Annotated in this window: 20 protein-coding genes; 12 read left to right on the top strand and 8 right to left on the bottom strand. The window is 56.7% G+C overall.

The window, feature by feature from the left end; genetic code table 11:
- Nucleotides 1-526 precede the first annotated feature (526 nt).
- The 6 genes from ACQE3E_RS16245 (at nucleotide 527) to ACQE3E_RS16220 (ending at nucleotide 6,596) form a co-directional block, all read left to right on the top strand.
- Nucleotides 527-1,330: a hypothetical protein gene (locus tag ACQE3E_RS16245; protein ID WP_427500840.1), complete on the top strand. Its 804-nt coding sequence runs from the start codon at nucleotides 527-529 to the stop codon at nucleotides 1,328-1,330.
- Nucleotides 1,331-1,370: 40 nt separating this feature from the next.
- Nucleotides 1,371-2,408, top strand: coding sequence for a hypothetical protein (locus ACQE3E_RS16240; RefSeq protein WP_313729737.1), 1,038 nt, complete (start codon nucleotides 1,371-1,373; stop codon nucleotides 2,406-2,408).
- A gap of 324 nt (nucleotides 2,409-2,732) precedes the next feature.
- Entirely contained in the window at nucleotides 2,733-3,248 is a 516-nt protein-coding gene (locus tag ACQE3E_RS16235) for a hypothetical protein (protein ID WP_313729738.1), read from the top strand.
- Nucleotides 3,249-3,836: 588 nt separating this feature from the next.
- Nucleotides 3,837-4,778 carry a hypothetical protein gene (locus tag ACQE3E_RS16230; RefSeq protein WP_313729739.1) on the top strand — a complete coding sequence of 314 codons (942 nt, stop codon included), beginning with the start codon at nucleotides 3,837-3,839 and terminating at the stop codon, nucleotides 4,776-4,778.
- 53 nt (nucleotides 4,779-4,831) lie between these two features.
- Nucleotides 4,832-5,620 (top strand): hypothetical protein, encoded by a 789-nt coding sequence (locus ACQE3E_RS16225; RefSeq protein ID WP_313729740.1) that lies wholly within the window; start codon nucleotides 4,832-4,834, stop codon nucleotides 5,618-5,620.
- Nucleotides 5,621-5,780: 160 nt separating this feature from the next.
- Nucleotides 5,781-6,596: a hypothetical protein gene (locus ACQE3E_RS16220; protein ID WP_071160869.1), complete on the top strand. Its 816-nt coding sequence runs from the start codon at nucleotides 5,781-5,783 to the stop codon at nucleotides 6,594-6,596.
- A gap of 107 nt (nucleotides 6,597-6,703) precedes the next feature.
- Here the strand turns inward: ACQE3E_RS16220 and ACQE3E_RS16215 are convergent, their stop codons facing one another.
- Nucleotides 6,704-7,591 (bottom strand): diguanylate cyclase domain-containing protein, encoded by an 888-nt coding sequence (locus tag ACQE3E_RS16215; RefSeq protein ID WP_313729741.1) that lies wholly within the window; start codon nucleotides 7,589-7,591, stop codon nucleotides 6,704-6,706.
- Nucleotides 7,592-8,177: 586 nt separating this feature from the next.
- On the opposite strand from ACQE3E_RS16215, the gene ACQE3E_RS16210 reads away from it, so the two are divergent.
- From ACQE3E_RS16210 to ACQE3E_RS16185, 6 genes are all read left to right on the top strand, one after another.
- Nucleotides 8,178-9,236 (top strand): DUF2278 family protein, encoded by a 1,059-nt coding sequence (locus ACQE3E_RS16210; protein ID WP_313729742.1) that lies wholly within the window; start codon nucleotides 8,178-8,180, stop codon nucleotides 9,234-9,236.
- 181 nt (nucleotides 9,237-9,417) lie between these two features.
- On the top strand, nucleotides 9,418-10,416 hold the full coding sequence (locus ACQE3E_RS16205; protein ID WP_313729743.1) for a hypothetical protein: 999 nt from the start codon (nucleotides 9,418-9,420) through the stop codon (nucleotides 10,414-10,416).
- Between the two features lie 46 nt (nucleotides 10,417-10,462).
- Nucleotides 10,463-11,230 (top strand): hypothetical protein, encoded by a 768-nt coding sequence (locus tag ACQE3E_RS16200; protein WP_313729744.1) that lies wholly within the window; start codon nucleotides 10,463-10,465, stop codon nucleotides 11,228-11,230.
- 396 nt (nucleotides 11,231-11,626) lie between these two features.
- A complete protein-coding gene (locus ACQE3E_RS16195) occupies nucleotides 11,627-12,901 on the top strand; it encodes an O-acetylhomoserine aminocarboxypropyltransferase/cysteine synthase family protein (RefSeq protein ID WP_313729745.1) in 1,275 nt (424 codons plus the stop codon).
- Between the two features lie 118 nt (nucleotides 12,902-13,019).
- Entirely contained in the window at nucleotides 13,020-14,000 is a 981-nt protein-coding gene (locus ACQE3E_RS16190; RefSeq protein WP_313729746.1) for a CobW family GTP-binding protein, read from the top strand.
- Nucleotides 14,001-14,062: 62 nt separating this feature from the next.
- Nucleotides 14,063-14,455, top strand: coding sequence for a hypothetical protein (locus tag ACQE3E_RS16185; RefSeq protein ID WP_168031381.1), 393 nt, complete (start codon nucleotides 14,063-14,065; stop codon nucleotides 14,453-14,455).
- Nucleotides 14,456-14,702: 247 nt separating this feature from the next.
- Here ACQE3E_RS16185 and ACQE3E_RS16180 read toward each other — a convergent pair whose 3' ends face one another.
- The 7 genes from ACQE3E_RS16180 to ACQE3E_RS16150 all read right to left on the bottom strand — a co-directional run bounded on the left by ACQE3E_RS16180 (nucleotide 14,703) and on the right by ACQE3E_RS16150 (nucleotide 20,998).
- Complete coding sequence (locus tag ACQE3E_RS16180) at nucleotides 14,703-15,323, bottom strand: hypothetical protein (RefSeq protein WP_071160861.1); 621 nt, start codon at nucleotides 15,321-15,323, stop codon at nucleotides 14,703-14,705.
- Between the two features lie 245 nt (nucleotides 15,324-15,568).
- Nucleotides 15,569-16,021 (bottom strand): YaiI/YqxD family protein, encoded by a 453-nt coding sequence (locus ACQE3E_RS16175; protein WP_313729748.1) that lies wholly within the window; start codon nucleotides 16,019-16,021, stop codon nucleotides 15,569-15,571.
- A gap of 144 nt (nucleotides 16,022-16,165) precedes the next feature.
- A complete protein-coding gene (locus ACQE3E_RS16170) occupies nucleotides 16,166-16,804 on the bottom strand; it encodes a hypothetical protein (RefSeq protein WP_313729749.1) in 639 nt (212 codons plus the stop codon).
- 293 nt (nucleotides 16,805-17,097) lie between these two features.
- Entirely contained in the window at nucleotides 17,098-17,493 is a 396-nt protein-coding gene (locus ACQE3E_RS16165) for a DUF5658 family protein (protein ID WP_139306396.1), read from the bottom strand.
- Between the two features lie 762 nt (nucleotides 17,494-18,255).
- Nucleotides 18,256-18,915: a hypothetical protein gene (locus tag ACQE3E_RS16160; RefSeq protein WP_313729750.1), complete on the bottom strand. Its 660-nt coding sequence runs from the start codon at nucleotides 18,913-18,915 to the stop codon at nucleotides 18,256-18,258.
- A 239-nt stretch (nucleotides 18,916-19,154) separates the two neighbouring features.
- Entirely contained in the window at nucleotides 19,155-19,961 is an 807-nt protein-coding gene (locus ACQE3E_RS16155) for a hypothetical protein (protein WP_168031387.1), read from the bottom strand.
- A gap of 233 nt (nucleotides 19,962-20,194) precedes the next feature.
- Nucleotides 20,195-20,998: a hypothetical protein gene (locus ACQE3E_RS16150; protein WP_313729751.1), complete on the bottom strand. Its 804-nt coding sequence runs from the start codon at nucleotides 20,996-20,998 to the stop codon at nucleotides 20,195-20,197.
- Nucleotides 20,999-21,136: the final 138 nt, after the last annotated feature.

Below are 21,136 nucleotides of genomic sequence, written 5' to 3'. Positions count from 1 at the left end.
GACTCAGGGAACGCTCCCAGAACTTTTAGCAACGCTCCCAGCGCTCTCATCCGTGTTTTCAGCCATCTTGGGGGCTTTCCCAGAAGTCTTGGCGAGGTTCCCGGCCGTTTTTGGGGACACCCCGGCGCCGAAAAAAATGTCCCCGAACTCGCCAGGAAGGTTCCCGAAGTCGTTGTGAGTGTTTATGGCGCGATGATTGGCGTTTTAAATTCGGCGGTAAACCTCAATTCCGTGTCCGGAAACGAGCTTAATGGCGGCATGAGGCATGCGCTAAACGCAATGGCGGCCACAACCGATGGCCGCAAACCAATGATTCGGAAAGAGTGGGTAAGTCCAAGAGAGATTCAGTTCGGCAATTCCGTGCAGATTGGCGAATCGACACGAATATCATGGCTGTGAAAAATTACCTCAAAAACCCGATTTAGCCTGATATAGAATTCAATTCCAGTATCGTTTGTATTGAATGGGTTTTCCATTGGGTTTCTCGGCCGTGAATGAAAGTCCCAAATCAACGGAGATTGCGGATATGCCGAATATAAAATACGTTCTGCTATTTTTGGTTGCCTCGATATTAGCGAACGGCTGTGCCAGTTTTGGAATATATGCTCCCAAGGATCTATCGACTATCAAACTGCCCGCCGCCGCCCGTATCGATATTAAAGCAACACCCAGTATCGACCGAAGTTCGGTAAAACTGGACGTCGGCACGGTTCGAGAGATCGATATTACCCATCAAGTGCCTTATATTTCGGACAGCGAACGCACGGGTAGTATGCAATTGCCGGCCGGCAAACACACCATAACCGCCGAAGCGGATATTCCCTGCTGGTATTGCTCTCCCAACCCGACGCATTTCGTCGACACAGCGAATATCTGCGTCGCCCCGGAAACCTGGCCCGCCGGACAAAAAAATTACACGTTAATCAACGAAGCGAGCGGTGCGGTGATGGGAAAAACCGCCAACGATGGCTTGGAAATGACCGCCGACTCAGGTTCGCCCGCTAGCCGTTGGGATTTTATGACCGTATACAGCATTCAACAGATCGGCATGATCGCCAGCGTCGATAACGCCTGCTTATGCCTACGCGTGGGCGACTCGAATCAAATTGACTTGGCTATCTGCGATTCGACCGACCGCAACCAGCTTTGGGAAGCCATGCCGGTGCCAAACGACAATGCTTTTGTCATTAGAAACGTCAATAACTTTTCTTGCTTGACCCAAGTAGCCAATAATTCCTTGGGCTATTTTTCGTGCGACGCGAACCCGAACCAAAACCAGAATTGGAAACCCAGAAACAATAATCTAGGCCGAATAGAACAACCGTTTTAAAAGACAATCGATTTAAAATCCAATCCGACGAGTAACGACTATGCCGAATATCAAAAATTATTTAACTATATTCAGCGTCGTGCTGGCCAGCCCGATCGCAAGCGCGTCCACCAACGCCTCGGTCAGTACGACTATTGCCCAAACCAACAAGTACAGCGTTCCCAATCCAGGAACCAACGCGACGAAGAATGTCATCGACAATCACTCTGGCTACACGCCGTCCTCGGCGGTTGCCAGTTATACCTTGTCGGCCGACGGCGAATCGGGTTACGCGCGCTCGACCGCCTCCGCTCATGCCTCGGCCGGCCACCTTGGGGTTTATGCCGCTAGCGATAGCATGTACAGTACCAAACACCAAGATGCTCAAGGCAATCTTAGTGGAGCCGGCGGCGGCAGCGCCGATACCCATGCCAGCGCCAATTGGTACGACTTGTTGACAATCAACGCGCCAGGCATGAACGGCCGTCTTGGCAGTTTTACGGCGAGTATCGTCGTCTCGGGCAATGCGCTGGTCCACACCGACCCCGGCGTGATGCTTAAGAGCCCGGATGGCGGCCTGCTGTTGGCATCCAATGAAGGCCGGTCGTCGGTTTCATTGGCCGGCAGCGGATTGAATTGGCCCACTCAAACTTGGGACGACGCGTGCGGCGGCGGACAATTGGCATGCGCCAATACCTCTTATGGGTTCAGTCCGATTCCCAATGTCGATTACCATCGCGGCACCGCCTCAATCACAATACCCGTCACGATAAATTTTCGGTTCGGCATCGCCCAAACCATCGGTTACAGTCTATCGGTGTCCAGCCATGCGCTGTCTGATGTTCAGTACTTCAAAACCGCCGGCAGCGGCGGCGTCAATGCCGTGGCCGATCTATCGCACACCTTGTTGTGGGGTGGCATCGACAGCTTGTTCGACGATCACGGAAATGCCATTTCCGACTTTAGCTTAAGTGCTTCCAGTAGTTTCGATTACCGCCAAGCCGCCATCGTCCCGCTACCGCTGTCGGCATGGCTGATGTTGTCGGCGCTGATGGGCTGGTTGGGCTTGCGGCGCAAACAGTCACAGATCGCGGTCTGATTCGCGGTCTCCGCCAAATTTAAACCTCAGCGCTCGCTTGGATTCTCCTTCTAGCCTAAGACTCAGCCGAATGCTGCTGATTGGAGTACAAACCTAGGTTTGCACTCCGGCTAAACCGCTTGGTCGGTTTTCTTTCTAGCCTAAGACTCGGCCGAGTGCTGCTGATTGGAGTACAAACCTAGGTTTGTACTCCGGCGCGCGATTGGCCGCTGTGATTGGTTGGATTTTGCGATGCGGCTGGGTGGCGGAGTAGCTTATATTGGGCGCGGATCCGATCGGAACGCCAACGATTCGGTATTAAGCAACCAAACTCGGACTAGCGCCATGACTCCAAATCAGCCCAACAACGCCGATCGAACCGAAATAGCCGATCTATGCGCGGTCGCTCAATATGTCGAGCAGATTATCGCCGCGGAGCATCAATGGATATCCAATCGGCTGTCGTGGTTTTATATGTCCCAGACTTTTTGCTTGGCGACGCACGCGGTGCTGGTCACGGCCCAAAGCGCACACGTGCGAAGAGATTTCAAGTTCCTGCTCTGGGCGATGCCGCTGTTCGGACTGGTGTCGAGCGTTATCGTGTTCTTCTCGGCGAAAGCGGCCGAATCGGTCGTCCGTTCGTTGGCGGAAGAACGGGCCAAATTGACCGGGCGAATCAATGCGGTCGCGGGCAGCTCCATTCCGCTGATAGGCGCGAGCCGGCCCAACCGCCAAGCCGATTTGCACTGGACCCATTGGGCCGGCGCGTTGCCGTTGAACATTCTCCCGCCAAGCCTAGCGCTGATTTGGATCGTTCTGTTGATCTTTCGATTTTCCTGCAAAGCCCTGTGCGCCGGTTGAATGCCGCGCCTAGCCTATGCGAGCGCCTGCATCACGGGCAGGGGGATTGCGCTGATTGTTCGAGTTATCGCGCTCTACTTCGCTAAAGCACTAATCGGTAAAACCTGGCGCTAAACCTTAAATGCTAGGGGCGTTCAAGCGCCGCAACCGCCCCGCAAGTCTCTCCGATGATCGTCATTGTCTCCGGCGAATACCTGCGCACCTTCGGGAATCGCCCAAAATACGGCATATCCCGCATCAAACGTGAAATGCCGCACTTTGTCTCCGCTAGACAGCAATCACGCCTAGATACTCGTCGAGACCCATCGGTCTAAATAGAAAAATTGCCTAATCAAATCAGTTGCTAACAAATGGCGAACTAAAAATTTCAGAATCTATTTCTAACGGCATGGTTAATGCCTATTGAATTATTAACCCGGTTCTTAAATACCGTTCGCCGCGAGCCTGTCTCAGGCCACGCCAGCGGGGGCTGAGACGCGCTCAGCCCGAACGGAATACCCGTGATCAATAGGGCCGGGTTAATACGCTGATGGCAATACCCGTTAGCGATTCACGACTTTTCCTAAAAACGTCTTTACTCGAGCAAACATGATGACAATGCATACTTCACGTATCGGACCGTCGAGCAGGGTCCGGCAACTTTCTCTCTGCGGCTTGGCGGCAATCGCCGTGTCGGCCAACGCCGTGGCGCTGGAGGGCTCCATCGGCGGCACAGCCTATCTCAGTTACGATCAAGCAACCTGGGCGACGCTGAAACCGCTGGAAAGCTATAAAAACATGAACTATCAGGAGCTCTACGGCGGTCAGCGGATACCCACCGCCGACATAGCCGGGCGGCGGTGGGCTTATCCGCAGTTGTTTGTCGACAACAGCGTGCCCGCCAAATTGCAACCCTGGTGGTTGGCCACCAATGCCGCGATTGCCAACGGTACCGCGACTGCGGCGGCTCTTGCCGAATGGCGGGTGCTGGATCCCGCGCAGCAAGTTCCGGCGGCGCAACCGGCCGGCGGTTGGGCCATGGCGGTCGATTCGCTGGACGAGGGCCTGGACCCCGGCTGGGCGGAAGGCTATCACCCGACCGATTTCGACCCGACCACCGGGGTCGGCAAGATTGCGCTCGGCGGCTCGCTACGCCTGCATAGCGATTTCAACTCGCCTTCCGGCGTGCTGTGGATGCGGGGCTTGACGTTGGAGCATCGCGGCGAAACCGAGAGTTGGTATATCGGCAACGATGCCGGTCCAGCAAGCGGAGCATTCTTCGAACTGATTGATCCGGTTATCGGCGTAAATCCGGATAACGGCTTGTTGAGTATCGACGCCGATTTAAAATTCGGCGACTCCCTGTACTCGCGAATATTTTTTAATTTAGACGGCGACACCCGCGTCATCGGCCATTTCTCGCTCAACCCGTCACTGACGACGCCGACCAGCCCGGTACCCGTGCCGGCCGCCGCGTGGCTGTTTTCCTCGGCCATGCTGGGTCTAATGGGCATTTCGCGCCGGCAACGCTTAAGTCCGAATGCGCGTTAAATCGCGCGGAACAAGCGCCGCATACCCCCAACATTACCCTCAGGAACCATCGTATGACATTTTTTAGTTTCAAGCCCTTACTGACTCTCGGCTTGCTTGCACTAAGCGTAGGCCCGCAAACCGCCGGCGCGACGGTCGTCGCCACCGCCACCGTTCATTGGAACCCGTTAGACGTGGAAATTATCGACTTGTCCGGCGGATTCGATACGCCGCAATTTAGTTGGATTTCGCCGTTTGGCAGTGTGAATAGCAGTGCTTACACGGATCTGGTGGAGGGCAACTCCGACAACCAAAGAGTCGAGGATTTCACGACTCAGCTAAGCTCCGCGAGTAACAGCACACACTCCGGCAGCCACGCCGAACGCGGCGACGAGATCGTGCAAGCCCAGGCCCAAAGCGATGCGCTCGGCAACAATTTCGCGGCGACCCAGGCCAACAACCAAGGTAGCTTCGAGATGCGCGGCAAAGGCGTTGCGCTGATCACGCTGGATTGGACATTGGCGGTCAGCGGCGCCGAACTCACCGACCATTTGTCGGCATACGGCTATGCCAGCGTCAATCTGTCCGGCAATTATACCGACCAAAACGGCGCCAACGGCGGCGGTAGCAAGAGCGCATCCATCAGTCTCTCTCAGGGTTCTGATAGCCAAAGCGGCAGGTTTCGCTTTGCCGTCACCGGCGATGGCGTCAATGTGGTCATCGGCAATTTTGGCGTCATGGCCGATGTCAATACCAGCACGGTCAGTACGGTGCCGATTCCTTCGGCGTTCTGGCTGTTCGGCGGCACGGTCGTTGCCGCATGGGGCGGCCTGAAGCGCAAATCGCTATCGGCTTCATGTTAGTGCGCGTGCCCCGAAGGCCGGATCACCAACGCATCGACGTGCGATCCGGCGGCCTTGCCCAACCGACTCTTTTATCGTCGCCGGTCGGCGCTGACCATCCCATCGCGGATCGGCCGTTGGCCCGTTGCTCAACCCCATTCGTTATTCAAGGAATATCATTATGAAATGTTTATCTATCCCCGCCGTCGCGGCGCTATACGCATTGTGCGCGGTCGGGAGCCTGCCTAGCGCCAATGCATCGGTCGTCGCCAGTTCGACGATAGACTGGAGCAGTTTCAACATCCAACTTATCGACTTATCGAACGGCACTAACGCGCCGGCGTTTCGCTGGACCGCCCAAAGCGGCGTCGCCAACTCCTGGGCCTTCGTGTGGACCAATCCACCCAGCAACGATTATCCGAACCAAAGTGTTACGGCGGCGGATTTCGGCAGCGCATTGACTACCGACACGGCCACCACGCTTTCGCAAAGCCGCGCGACTCGCAATGCCGACTCGCTGGACAGCCATTCGCAAAGCGCGACCGATTACTATACCAATGGCTTTGCGACTGCCGGCAACAACGGCGACTTCGAATTGAGCGGTAACGGTCTGGCCATACTGACGCTGGACTGGCAACACTCGGTCAGCGGCGGCGGCGAAGGCGATATTTACAATTGGGCGAACGCGACGACCAGTATTTATGCCAACTATTACGGCAGCGACGGCGCGGGCGCCAACAAGTCGGTTCTGGTGTCCACCAACAGCTACGATGCGGTACCGCAAACGCGAAACGGCAGCTTTGTCTTCGTGATTTCCGGCGACGGCGAGCATTTGGTGAGCGGATCTTTCGGGGCCACCGCGTCAGCCCGGACGATGATCAGCCGTCCCGAAGACTCCGGGCCGATTAACCCAGTCCCCGTGCCGGCTTCGGCTTGGTTGTTCGGCACGATGCTGCTGGGCTGGTTGACCGGCCGGCGACGGTTGGCGGCTGGATAGCTGCGCGCTAAGGTGTTCAAGTAAAGCCGGGGCCGGAGTACATTGCCGCCCCGGCTAGCGACGCATTCCCGTTTCGCCGGCTTGCCGAAACGGGAAAGTCATTCCGACTAACACACTGAATCGCCTAAACCCCGCCGCCGTTTGGCCCGGTACATCGCCCGGTCCGCTTGTTTCAACAATTCGGTGCCGTTCAGGCCGTCCCTGCGATACAGCGCCGCGCCTATGCTGGCGCTGACCGAGATTTCCCGACCGGCCAATTGATACGGGGCCGCCAGGCAAGCGTGAATTTTCTCGATCACCGCATTGACGCCGGCCTCGCCGTCGATGTCGGTCAACAGCAACAAAAACTCGTCGCCACCGTAGCGGCAGGCGGTGTCGCCGCAACGAATATCGGCCGACAAACGCCGGCCGACTTCGCGCAACAAACGGTCGCCGGCATCGTGACCAAAGCTATCGTTGATGGTCTTGAAATCGTCCAGATCGATGAACAAGACGGCGACCGGTTTTTGCTGGCGATCGGCCTGCGCCAAGGCTTGTTGCAAGCGGTCCAGCAGCAGGCTGCGATTAGCCAAACCGGTCAATTCGTCATGGTGGGCTAGATGCAAGGCTTGCTCGCAACTTTCGGCGATTTGCTGCAATTGCCGGCTTAAATTCGCTTCGGTTTTGGTCAATTCGGCAATGGTCAGCCGCGCGGCGGCCAATTCCTGCTGGCTGATGGCTAGCGCCCGTTTCAGTTCGGCGACTTCGGCGTTGACTTGATGCAAATGCAAACAATCGCCATGCAATGCGCAATTTCGTTCGCCGCCAGCCTGCTCCGCATTGGCCACCGACTCGGTACCGGCGCGGTCGTTCCAAGCGATCGGGATGTCGGGGGCGAACACCTGTGTTGCTTCCGGCCGAGTCCGGCGCTCGGCAAACAGATTCGACCGCAAAATCGCGGCCGATTGACGGCTGGACATGGGGGCGGCACTGGTCCCTACGGAGTCGATATTCATAGATAAAATCCTGATTAAGCCAAAGTTACAGGAAGCCGCTCGGCGGCTGACGGCATACTTCAGTCAAATAGCGTGCCAATTGGGAAGTCAACCGCTTAGAACCTCACAAAGGATTGATATCAATCAAATTTGCACGAATCGACGCCTGGCGCTCAAGCCCAAGCGCGGCAAATGCCGGGGAGTTTGGAGACGATATTTCGTCTGGCTTACGAAATATCGTTTTCGTGGTACTCGCTTTCGAGCGGGTTGCCGGGTTGGAAGCGCTCGCCTCAGGCCGCCCGACATTGCCTCCGAGCCAAGCCCAACGATGCCGGTCGGCACGGATGTCCGGCAGTGTGCCGAGGAGCCGGGTCGGGCGGGAAAAATGTTCCGCGTTTGGTTTGTCCAGCTGGGGCGCTCGGCGCGATCATATGCCCGCTTCGCCGCGAATCTCGGCGAGCCCAGTACATTTGTACTAGTACGAAATCCCCGTTGCCCCATGGCGGAACTTGGCCGAGAATACCGGCGCAACCCTTGGGCCGTTGGACGGCGAATAGAACCCACGCGAGCCCCCAAACATAGCCGGCATGCTCCAGGAGAGATGACAATGAAGAATTACGGCGTATTAAAAGCCAAGGCCATCGACTACCAACGCGATAGCGACGATGATCCGCACTCGGAACTGCTGGTCAGCGTCGGCGGCGTCAAATACCGCATCGCGATCAATGTGCGTTCCAGCCGAGGTCCGGTCGCGCAGCGCTTGGTCGAATACCTGATCGTGCACGATCTGAAGCATCCGGTGCTGGACCGGGCCCGCGAACTGCCGAACGGTTGGAGCAATCTGGCGGATGGCGTCGCCGACGGCGCGGCGATCGATTACATCCGCGGCAATCTGTTTCGCGGCCAAGACATGAAGCCCATCCCGCATCTGGCGCCAGGCCCCAACAACGATTTGTTCGAATTCGTCGAAGACTTGGCGCAGCGGGCAATCGCCGATCCGGGCGCGGTGGTTTACGCCTTCGGCGAAAAATGGGGTCCCGAGTCCGGCAAACCGGACCAGTATTTCCATTTCGAACCCGGCAACGGCGTGCATTTGATCCACATGAATCAGGGCGGCGCCGGCGAGAGCAACGGCACTTTCCACGACGGCGGTCTGATCTTTGATTTCTCAGGCTCCGGCGGCGCGGTCGGGCTGTTCATCAAATTTCAAAACCAGGTTTGGCATACCGACGACCAGACCGCCGATCCGATCGGCGACGCGCCTGCCGTGCCCGAAGTACCGATTCCCGATACCGGCGGCGTCGATCCCTGGCCGGTGGTCGCGCCGGATTCGCCCTATCATTTGGCCCGTATCGTCGCGGCGATGGTCAATCCGCCCGGCGCCGATCCCGGCCTGGAATTCGTGACGTTGTTGAACGCGTCCGGGCATACGCTGGATCTGGCCGGCTGGAAAATTCTGGATCAGCAAGACAAGGCCGAAGCGATTGCCGGCAAAATCGACCCCGGCCGCGCCTTGACAGTGATGCTGAGCGGCAAGGGCGCGCAATTGTCCAACAAAGGCGGTACCATCACGTTGCTGGACCAGCGCGGTCTAAAGGTGGACGGCGTGGCTTATACTCGCGATGCCGCGAGGACCGAAGGTCAGCCGATCGTGTTCGGCGGCTAAATTCGTCATTGAAGCGTCAACAGGCTGTCGTAAAAGTCAAAACAGAACCCTATCCTCGCGGGACAGGGCAGGGGGAGGGGGTAAAAACAATGCGTTACCTTGCATTTCCCCGCGCCCCGACCTCTCTTTCGCGAGGAGAGGGGCATTCCGACACCCTTTCAATTAGGGGGACGTAAAGCGCATGATCGACATTTTAATCGGCTTATGTTTGGTATTCGCGATGTTCGCCGGCTTGGTGAGCAGCGTCAACGAAGTGGTCGCCCAATTGCTGGAAATGCGCGGCAAGGTGTTGTTCGAGGGCGTCGCGTTGTTGATGGGCGAACTGGAAGGCAGCGCCCGCTGGCGGCGCTGGCTGGGACAAGTGGATCGCAAAATCCACGAGGTGCTGAACGATACCGCCGATTTGGCGGCGGTGCCCGGCTTGCCGGCATTGACCCAAAAGCTGTTCGCCCATCCCTTGATCGATACCTTGTCGCAGCCCGGCTCCAAACCGTCCTACATCGAGCCGGCCTGCTTCGCCGAGGTCTTCGTGCAATTTTTGGCCAAGGGCGAGCGCACCCCGGAACGGATTGCCGCCAGCCTGGCCGAACTGAGTCCGCATCTGCAAACCTTGTTCGGGCCGATGCTGGAAACCGCCGGCGGCGATCTCGTGGCTTTCAAGACCAAGGTCGAGCAACATTTTTCGCTGGTGATGGACAGAGTCGGCGGTTGGTACAAACGCCGCAGTCAGGCGGTGATGTTCGCGGTCGGCTTTTTATTGGCCGCCGCCCTGAATGTCGATACTCTGCACATCGCCCATTATCTACGCTCGAATCCGGCCATGGTCTCGGCGTTGGTCGAAACCGCCCAGCGGGCGGACAATGCGGCCGGGCCGCTGAATCCGGACGGCGCCGACAGCGAAGCGCAAGTCAAACTGCGGCAAAGTATCGAAGCCTTGCGCCGCGACCTCGATCATTTTCGGCAACTGTCGTTACCGATCGGTTGGAACGTCAAATACGACAGCCAGGGCACACCTTGCGCGATCCAACGCTTGGACGACCAAAAAGCTCCCTGGCTAGGCTGGCTAATCACAGCGATGACCGGGACCTTGGGCGCGCCGTTTTGGTTCGACGCGATCTCCAAACTGTTTGCGATTCGCGGCTCCGGCCGCAAACCGCCCGCTGCCGACGCGGATAAATAAGCGCTTTCTTCCCCGTTAACTTCAGCCAAATCCAGGACAACTTGCGATGACCGAACAATCTCCTCGACTCATGAAAAATCCTCGTGCCGCTAATCCCGTACTCGGCGGCACCGCGGCCGGCATCGGCGCCGGCGCGAAAATCGGCTTGTTGGCGTTAGTGTTATTAGCGGCCGGCTGCGAATGTCAGCAAAAGCCGATTTTTCTGCCGGCGGCGATGGCCGGCAAGGTCGAATTGGTCGAGGACTGCGTCGAAAGTTGCGACAACGACGTTCTCGCCAGCGCGGTCGCCGAACCGGAAAAAGGCGGAATCTCGTCGGCTTATCTGCTCCGCATTACCGACGACGTCGAAGTTTACCGGATGTGGAATGGCCCGGACGGCGGCTTGAACGCCTACGGCGGCAGTAACCGGCTCGGCCCTTGGTGGACTGCGGAACGCCCGTCCGGCACGGACCAGGACTACCGCGCCAAGAATGCGATCTGCCCCGCTTGGAATGAACTCAAATGGGTCGCCAAATGTACCCTGAAGAAAGGCACCCTGATCGCTATCGGCCCCACCCAGTCGGCGCGCTGCCCGAGCGGCGAATTCTATCCGGCCAACAACACTCAACAAATCTACGTGGACAATTATTCGCCCAAGCACGTCAGTTGCGGTAAGTACTTGGAAAGCGATTATCCGGTGGACGGCAAGGATCTGTCGGTCAAAATTCCCTACGTCGAGCCTAAACCCAAGGATTGTTCGGCTAATGCGGAAACCAAGCCGCCCGTCTCCGAACCTCCCGCGCCCGCGCCGGCCAAGAAGGCCAAACGCAAATAAACCTAAAAAATCAGTTCGAACGCGTAAATCCGTTCTCGTCGGGCTTTCCAAAGACTGTGCGGAAGTTAAACCTCCCGCATTTGGCGAGCATTTCCAATCCTGCCCACCCATCGACTGGGCTCGGGGCGAACGGGGTTTGGAATGCTCAACTGATTTTTCTAGGATAAACCGCTAACCCGGCAGGTGAGAAAGTCCCGATTTTTATCGAGCGCCCGCCCGCGTCCCGTCTAGCCTATCCCGCTCCCCGAACGGTCGTTCGGGTTGTCCGAGCTACCGCCATGCCTTTCCTATCGTCCGCAAATCGCGAGAACCGGGCTGGCGTGGGGGGCGGCGGCTTGTATAATCCCGCCTTCCTCGACGAGGATTAGCAAACCATAATAAACAACAGGAGTGTGTATGAGAATCGAGACCCAGGCCGTCCATGCCGGTTACGCGCCGGACCCCACCACCAAGGCGGTCGCCGTGCCAATTTACCAAACCGTCGCCTATGCCTTCGATAGCGCCCAGCACGGCGCGGATTTGTTCGACCTGAAAGTGCAAGGTAATATCTACACCCGCATCATGAATCCGACCCAGGACGTGTTGGAACAGCGGGTGGCGGCGATGGAGGGCGGCTTGGCGGCGCTGGCGCTGGCTTCCGGCCAGGCGGCCACCACTTATGCCATCCAAACCATCGCCGAAGCCGGCGATAACATCGTCTCGGCCTCGACCTTGTACGGCGGTACCTACAATTTGTTTGCCCATACTTTTCCGCAACTGGGCATTGAAGTGCGCTTTGCCGATCCGCGTCAGCCGGGTAGTTTCGCGCCGTTGATCGATAGCCGCACCAAGGCTATTTTTTGCGAATCCATCGGCAACCCGCTGGGCAACGTTACCGATTTCGCGGCCTTGGCCGAGGTCGCCCACGCCCACGGCATTCCGCTGATCGTCGACAACACCGTGCCGTCGCCGTATTTGTGCCGACCTATCGAGCACGGCGCCGACATCGTCGTGCACTCCTTGACCAAATACATGGGCGGCCATGGCAACTCGGTGGCCGGCATCATCGTCGATTCCGGCCAATTTCCGTGGGCCGAACACAAGACCCGCTTCAAGCGTCTGAACGAGCCGGATGTTAGCTATCACGGCGTGGTCTACACCGAAGCGCTAGGCGCCGCGGCTTATATCGGCCGAGCCAGGGTCGTGCCCTTGCGCAACATGGGCGCGTCGATCGCGCCGATGAATGCGTTCCTGGTATTGCAAGGCATCGAAACGCTGCCGTTGCGGATGGACCGCATCTGCGAGAATGCCTGGGAAATCGCCAAACTGCTGCAAGACCATCCGAAAGTGGCTTGGGTCAATTACGCCGGCCTGCCGGAACATCCCGACCACGCCTTGGTGCAAAAATACATGGGCGGCAGGGCCTCGGGCATTTTAAGTTTCGGTTTGAAACAAGGCGGCCGCGAGGCAGGCGCGCGGGTACTGGACGCCTTCAAATTGTTCACCCGGCTGGTGAACATCGGCGACGCCAAATCGCTGGCCACTCACCCGGCGTCGACCACCCATCGCCAGTTGAATCCGGAAGAACTGGCCAAGGCCGGGGTCAGCGAGGAAATGCTGCGGTTGTCGATCGGTATCGAGCACATCGACGATCTGGTCGAAGATTTGGAGCAAGCGTTGGATGCGGTTTGAGGGCGGTTGCTATCTAGTTACCGTGGGGTAGCTCTTAGCGTTAGCCGGAGTACAAACCTAGGTTTGTACTCCACCGATTCCTCTTTGACTTTCGTCTTCCGCGATCATGCCAGCCAATATGCCCCAACCCATCCCCGTCCTGATCCTCACCGGCTTTCTCGGTAGCGGCAAAACCACGCTGCTGAACCGGTTGCTGGCGGACGGCGTGAAAACGGCGGTGATCATCAACGAATTCGGCGGCTCGCCGGTCGATCAGGATTTGTTGGAAAACCAGAACATCCCAATGACGGTACTGTCCGGCGGCTGTTTGTGCTGCCAGATCAAGGGTGCGTTGGCGCCAACTTTGAAAAATTTGCGCATGGCCTGGGACGGTTCGACGGTCAAACCTTTCGAGCGAGTCATCATTGAAACCAGCGGCATCGCAAGCCCTGAGCCGATTCTGGACACCTTGCTGCGCGAACCGTGGCTGAGCAAACGCTACCGGCTCCGGCAGGTGATCGCGACCTTGGCGATTCCATCGGCCGTCGAGCATTTACAACGCTATGCCGAAGCCAAAGCCCAGGCGGTCTGGGCCGACACCTTGCTGCTGACCCATGCCGATCTGGCCGAGCCGGCGCAGATCAGCGCTCTCGAAGCGCACCTGCAAACCCTGGCACCAGCCACGCCAATCCGGACCGGGACCTTGGCACGACTTGATACCGGCGACTTGCTGAATGCGCCGTTGCCGCTGTTTCGGCGCCTGCCCGCAAATGCCGATCCGATCGGACATGCCTTCCAAAGCGTATCGTTGTACTTCGAACAAACGCCCGACTGGCCGCGATTGCAAAGCTCATTACAGCGACTTATCGTCCAACTAGGTTCGACGCTGCCCCGAATCAAGGGCATCGTGTATCCGCCCGATCTCGGCGGGCCGGTCGCGATCCAGGCCGCTTCCGGTCGGCTTTACCCGGCAACGCCGCTGCCGGCCCGCGCCAACGACGATAGGCGCGGCCGCTTGATTTTCATTGGTGCCGGTCCGGCGGATGCGCTGGCCGAGACGCTCGGCGCGCTGTTCGCCGATTGCGACCCGCCACCGACGCTTCGGCGGCATTCCAACTGAGCGAGCGGCACCCAGCGTGCTACAATCGCAGCCTTTCCCACAAGTAATTCAAGGAATTTATCATGTCCTATCGCAAACTGGCGGCGCTGGCGCTGTTGACTCTTTCTTTCGGTGCCGGCGCGGCGGAACAGCCATTGACCCAAGCCGAGTTGCTCGGCACCTGGCAGATCGATAAGGAATCCTTGAACGCCGACGGCAGCGGCGCCCGCGGCCTGAACACCACCTGGACGTTCAAAAACGACGGCACCCTTGAAGGCATTACCCAGGACTCCGACTCTCATGCCCGAATCGACCAGTTGAAGGCGATACTGAATTATTCGGTGGAAAACGGCAAACTCAACAAGCAAGCCGCACCGGGCCGCTCTAAAATGGAAACCTGCACCGCCGTCGAGAAAGACGGCGCGAAAATGGTCTTGAAATGTCAGTCCATCTACTTTTTCATGACCAAGAAATAAGTACCGCACGGTGCTCGATCCCGCTTCAACGCATGGAACGGGATCGTAACAACCATTCCGGGCACGGCCTAACGCCGTTAACCTATACCGTTCGCCAATCGGCTCGGCTTGGACAATCTCTCGACGGCGACGCCAAGGTCGCGCCGATATGCCGGCAAACTTACCGTAAAACCGCGAATGAACATCAACGATGGTGCGTTCGTCGCGAGGCTACCGAGCGACTTTTCAAAATGCGGTTATTCGCCGATTACCCGGCGGAACGTTTCACGCGACCGCGCGACAAACCAACGAATCCGAAAACCGCCGAACCGAACAACCATGCAGCCGCCGGTAGCGGTATCGGCGATGCGTTGACGGTGAAACCTTTCAGATAAACATCAAACGTGGTGTAGGCGGTGTGCATGTTCGACATCGCCAGTTGAAATTCCCCGGGAATTTCCACTGCGGAGGAAACCGGAGCGTTGTTGATCCTGGGGGTCCGTCCTGTGACGTCGCCGGCACTGTCCTGGATGTATAACTGAGAATAAACCGTGGTGTAATCCAGGAAACCCGACCAAGATACCGAATCGACGCCAAAACTGTCGACTAACTTCCCGGTATAAAGATCCGTCAGTTCCAATCCCCTGTTTGGACCACCAAAGCCGTTCCATACCCCTCCCATGCTAAACGATATTGCCCAGCCGCCCGGTATGATTTGCGTCACCGACGTGCCGCCACCTAGCGGCGCAAACCAAATATCGTTGCTGGATACGACCGGCGTTCCGCTCGATACGTCGATGTAGACGTTTGTCGCTGACGCCGGCAACGGCGAAAGCAGCGATAAGCAGAATCCCGCTTTTACAATGGTCAACGAAGTCTTTTTTTCCATTTTCTGTCCTTGGTGTTGAAGCTAAATCAGGAACATCGAAATGTTAATGTCTTCCCGGCAATTCGACGGCAATTCAGCCCGAATACCGGCAGCGATCAACACGATTTGGCATAAAGCCAACGACAGACTAGCGCGTCCGATACGCGACGTCGGTACGTTGGAGCGCTTAGACACGGAAACACTAAGGGGCTTGCTGGTGATCGCGACAACACCTCGCCGAACGGCGTGGCGGATGATTACCGCCTTCAGGCGCGGCTTAAGGTCGCCAAAAAACGGTCCAATTGATTGGCGAATGCTTGAATATCTCGCGGATGCAAGGGCGCTGGACCGCCGGTGTCGATACCACTGGCGCGCAGACTGTCCATCATCGAGCGGATTTGCAGTCTTTCGCCGATGTTTTCGTTGGAATAGCGCTCGCCGCGCGGATCGATGGCGTGACCGCCCTTGGCGACGACTTCGGCAGCCAATGGAATATCGGCGGTTATCACCAGATCGCCAGGTTTCAGCCGTTTGACGATTTCGTTATCCGCCACGTCGAAGCCGCTGCTGACGCGCAGCATTTTGATGTAGCGCGACGGTGGAACCGGTATCGGTTGGTTGGCCACCAAGGTCGTCCCTAATCGGCAACGCTCGGCTGCTCTAAATAAGATATCCTTGACCGGCTTCGGACAGGCGTCCGCGTCAACCCAAATATGCATAGTGGCTTTAGTATTAATGGATGGCTAAACGATAAATCCAGTCCGAGCGTGGACTTTCGCGCCAACGTGGATTCAAATCCGACGAGGCTTGGGCGATGGGATAGCGCTCGCATTGACCTAACAGTGTCCAGGAATCGAATCCCCTCACGGTAAGCCGACCGGGGCTCTGGTCGTTTGAAACGCGCCTTGCCGGTAAAGCTGATCGTAAAGATGGTCGGCTATCCGCTCGAATAGGGTCTGCTCGTTGTGTGCGGCAAACGGCAATGCCAGCCACAAAAACAATTCCATATAGGCTTTATTCGCTTCTTCGACCTTAGCGGCGTAAGACATCCCGGATTTCGCATCGACCAACGTAAAGCGAATATCGTAATGTTGGGTAACCGTATAAGGGATTATAAACAACGTCAGTCCGCTGATAATTTGCATAGCGATACTAGACTCGCCATGCTGGCTGCCGGACAAGGTCAGACGATAATCGGTCCGTTCGGTAAACTCGCCCGGCGCCACCGCTTCGTGATCGCGGATATACGCTTTGTCCACCCAGGCATTCAGCACGTTCTGGTTGATCAACACGCCAGCCAGATGGTCAGTCACCAGACCACCGCCATCCATCGTAAACGCGAAGTCGCCGACCGTATGTTCTATCATCGGCCTCATCGCGTTAGCCTGTGGCGTGATCGGCCGCAGTTTGCTGCCTTCGGTGACATAGGCGCATCCGGTCAAGCCGGCAATAAACAGGGCCGCGCAAAATCGGCCAAACAAGGTCAGGAACGGAATTTTCATGTGGGATTTTTCGTAGCCGGCGGCGTTTCGAAATGGCCGTCAATTGGACAGGCGGTTCAGCGTTCGCAGTATAGGAGCAAGAGGTTGCCGCGTCCAACATTGAACGGTTTAGGGCTGCCTTGTCGTGGCTAACGAATCGGAATAAAAGCGGGATTTCGAATCCGGAACCCCCTCCCGCCAGAGCGGGAAACGGGATTCGAGGCAACGGACGATAGAAATACGGGGTTTACATCAACACCGCGTGAGCCTAAAGAACCGAGCCCACGCTTTTCAAACGGATGCGTAGGATGGAATCAGGCACCCATGACCAATGTAAAATTATTGGTTACCACCCAACTGTAAAAGGCATCAGCCCAAACCAAGGTGGCCGTACCCCAACGCCCTTTGATCGAGTGACGGTCGAAGAAGATAAAAGCAATCACCAGAAGTATCGCCACTTTCAGCGATGTAATGGCCAGTCCCAAACCCACCAAGCCGGCAAAGTAATTCAAAATGGGATTGACCTCGTCGACATCGGTAAAGCTCAAGCCGAGATAAGTAATCACGCCATCGGCGATGTGCAATAAGCCAAACAAAACCAGCATCGCCGCGTTTAATTTATGTCGCGTCGGTATTCGCCAGATACTCAACGCCCTAAAAAAATCCAGCCCATTCACTTTAACCGTTGCGCGGCCCTTTCGAATTTTCATGTGATACTCCTTACGCGAATTGGCGCCCAACCCGATGATGAAAGACATGGACTTTCACCGCCAGCGCCTTGAGTTGTGTAACTGAAACCATAACGGCCGGACAGCATCACTTAGGTTAGATTGCTGAAAATTGAAGCCGCGCCGAACATCAATGTAGAGATTACGAATTGGCCCGACAGAAAACCGAGCATACCGATAATAAACAATAAACCGGTGGTAATATCTTTATAGAAGCTGTTTGAAGCATTCATATTTACATCCCGGACTGAATTCAGTCGCAGAGTTAGTGAAGACGGCTTCACTATAACTCTCAGGCATTAATTTACAATACCATGCTGAATACATTGTTTATTTCCAATTGAGAAATAAAGTTTCGGCAATCCCTACCGCCTTTCAGTCCGTCTCACATAAGAGATAGCTAATATGATAGGGCTTTTTGGGGCCGCGCGGCGAGTTATTCCGCGAAACCGGGGCTTGGTCGCGGTTTAATATGGCAAGGCATTGATTTTGCTGAAAAGCCGTTCGCCACACTGACGTCCATAACCGCGCGTCGGGACGCCGTCACGGGTGGCTGGCCAGCAGCGATTGGCCACATCAACCGGGCTCCGGCTTCGCTCGATGGCGTGGACGCCTACCCCAATCAGGAACGACCAGAACCTTTCCGAATTCAGGCACGCTGGGAAATATTTGAAAACCCATCGGCGCGATAGCCGATGGGACGAGGTTCGAGAATAGTTAACGAACGGGTAAACCCATCCGCGATTAAGCCGCAACCGAGTTCGAGCGGGGAGAGCGTCGATTTCCCCAACCGACCAAGCCAAGCAACACCGACCCCATCGACCAAGCGGCGCCGGGCAATGGAACGGTGGCGACTTTAAAGTTCAACGAAAACGTGTCCATGGTTCTGCTTTCACGCAACCAAACCGTGTAGCTGCCCACCCCTAAGGTGGCGGGCAATTGGGTGCCGGTAAAGGCCCCGGTAGCGATCAGACTTGGAAACACATCTTCCCCGACATTCGTGGGAATAACGCCGTTGATCGGGGTTGTTCCGACCGGAGCGCCCAGCAGCGCGTAGCCATCGACAGCGGACGGGTCGACAACGCTGGGCGTGATCGTCGTACCTTGCTTCAAGCCGAAAAACGCCACGCCGGTAGCGGTGGGGTTGCCGCCAATCTGGCTAAACGTGAAAGCCTGTAATTGAATAGAAGTCAGTCGATAGCCAGCTCCGATGTCGAACCTAAAAAAACGCGAATCCGCGCCGGCGCTAGGGTCCAATTTCACGTCGACCACGTTGTCGCCCGCGGAAAAACTGAGCGGAGTAGGATTGGAACCGTCGGTCGACAAATCCAACACCGCGGCACCGACCGCGTTCGATAAACTCGCCAACAGCAACACACCTGCTCTTAAAACATTCTGGTTCATAAAAACTCCCGGTTGATAGGTTTTCCTAGAGGTTTCGCCGAACAACGCAAACGGACCTGGGGCACATTTTTTCGACTCAGGAACACTACTAGAAATTATTCGGGAGATCAAGCGTGGTTCCGACGCCTGTTTGGAGGCGGGCTTGATGCCGCACGCTTGTCGATGAAGTCGGGAAACGAAGCATCCAAAAACCGGTAATCTGGCGTATGGGTCCGGCGATGACCTTGGCTTGGATTGCCTTATTGCTTGCCGACGCCGGAGAGTTCGCGAATATCGGTCTGCAGATCGAGCATGCTTTTCTGGCTCACTTGAATCCAGCCGCGGCGCGGACGGTCCAAATCGAGGATGATAAATACCAAAATCACGATCAATCCCACCAAAATGTGGGTAACGAACGAAGGACGATGTCCGGCGAGCCCGGTGGCATAGCCGACTACCGCCCCGGTCATGATGAACGTGATGTAGAGCAGGAACAGCACGAATTCGGGTACATGACGCGCAAGTTCGGCGTCGCGTTTACCGTAATTGTCGATCAATTCGTTCAAGGTTTGCACGAACAAACCGCTGGTCACCGGCCTTGGGTCGAGTTCCACCGCACGCCGCGCATAGTCCCACAACGCCGAGTGCAGCCTGCCGGTTTCGGCGGCCATCTCGCTAAGCGTTTGGTGGGCGGTCAAATTGATTTCCCCGGCCTTCACCCGCAGATCGACATACTCGTGCAACAACTTACCGACTTCGTCCCGCACGCCGGCCGGCAGCATCCGCGAACGCAAGTAGGTCGTGCCTATCGCATTAGCTTCGTCGACCACCGCCTCGCTGCGGCTATCGTAACGCTGTAACGACAACGAAAATGTAAATCCCAGCAACAGCGCTAATATCCCCAGCAACGACGCCGAGGTTGCATTGACGTGTTGCTTGAAATCCTCGCCGGTGACATGCTCGGAGCGAGAGCCCAGTCGATAACCGCTTTCTATGGCCAAAAGCATGGAAACCAATAGCACCCCGGCTATCAGTACGCTGTCAATGTCGTACATAAATTCGGTCATCGTGAAATGGTGGGTAGAGATTAATGGATACCAACGTTAACAAAAGCTGTGAAAGAGTCCTTCGGTCGGCTCGAAAGCCGCTGGGTCGGAGCATCGTCAGGTAACGAACGCCCGATATTTTAGTTCGACGGCGGAACGGCCGTTCGATCCCAGTGCGACTAAAGCTGTCATTCCCGTCACCGACCGAGCCGGAAAAACGCGCGAATCCCAATCAACGTTGGCCAAGGTCGGAATTATCGCCAATAAACACCCAATATGCCGACGACAGGATCGCCGGCGTCCAGCGTCGGGCACTGCACGCCCAAGCCGACCCGCCAATTCCGGTACAGCGGATACAACAATCGGAAAGTCGTACCGCCCAAGGCGTTGAATCCGGACCAATAATCGGCGTCAAACCTCAGTTCTCCCGATACCGGCAATTCGACATTCAGATGCAAACCCGCGCTATCGTGATTGGCGAGCGCCGCGTTGGCGTAATAAAGACCGGTGTCGATATCGACATCCCAATCCGGTAGATGGCGTTGATATTCCAGATAGGCAAGATTCATGAAAGCGTTGCCGGACGCGGCAATGCCCAAGCCGTTCTGCATCCCCGCGATCACTTGTACGTTTTCAGCCGTCCAATGTTTTTCCAAATTCACCAAAATATCCGGCTGGAACGATGCCGCCGAGGAAGCCGTCGAGGCAAATTGCGCGTTCAACACACTGAGGCCCGCATCCCAACCCGGCGCCAGGCCGATATTCGCGGAAAGATTGGCGACAGCCGCATTATGGAAAATATTGGTTTCGTGTTCAATATCGACGGCATCGGGTTCGGTCGCATCAATATCCGGCAAATTGCGGGCGGCTTTTCTCCCCGAGGGCGCACCGCTATCCTTCGCCGCCGCGTTCGTGCCGAGCGCAAACGCCAAGAACAACCAAACCGCGAATGGCCGCCTCAAGCGAGGGAAGTCCTGTTTGGTGACTGATTTGACGTTCATCGCGCCAATATCGACCGATCCGTCAGGCTGAACTTTGAAAAAAGGAGAGTCGATCATCGGGTCAGCATAGTCGATTTACGTGCGGCGCATGCGGTCGTAGAACAGCCGACGGCTGGCCTATCAGACGAGCTATCCCCGGCAGGCGGCGACCAAGCCGATCATACGTCCGCGTTCCACTAGCCGTTTAACATTCGC

The sequence above is a fragment of the Methylomonas sp. MED-D genome (assembly GCF_050276835.1).
Taxonomy (GTDB): domain Bacteria; phylum Pseudomonadota; class Gammaproteobacteria; order Methylococcales; family Methylomonadaceae; genus Methylomonas; species Methylomonas koyamae_A.
The sequence above is the reverse complement of the archived record's forward strand: the minus strand, read 5'-3'. Positions and strand labels throughout refer to the sequence as shown.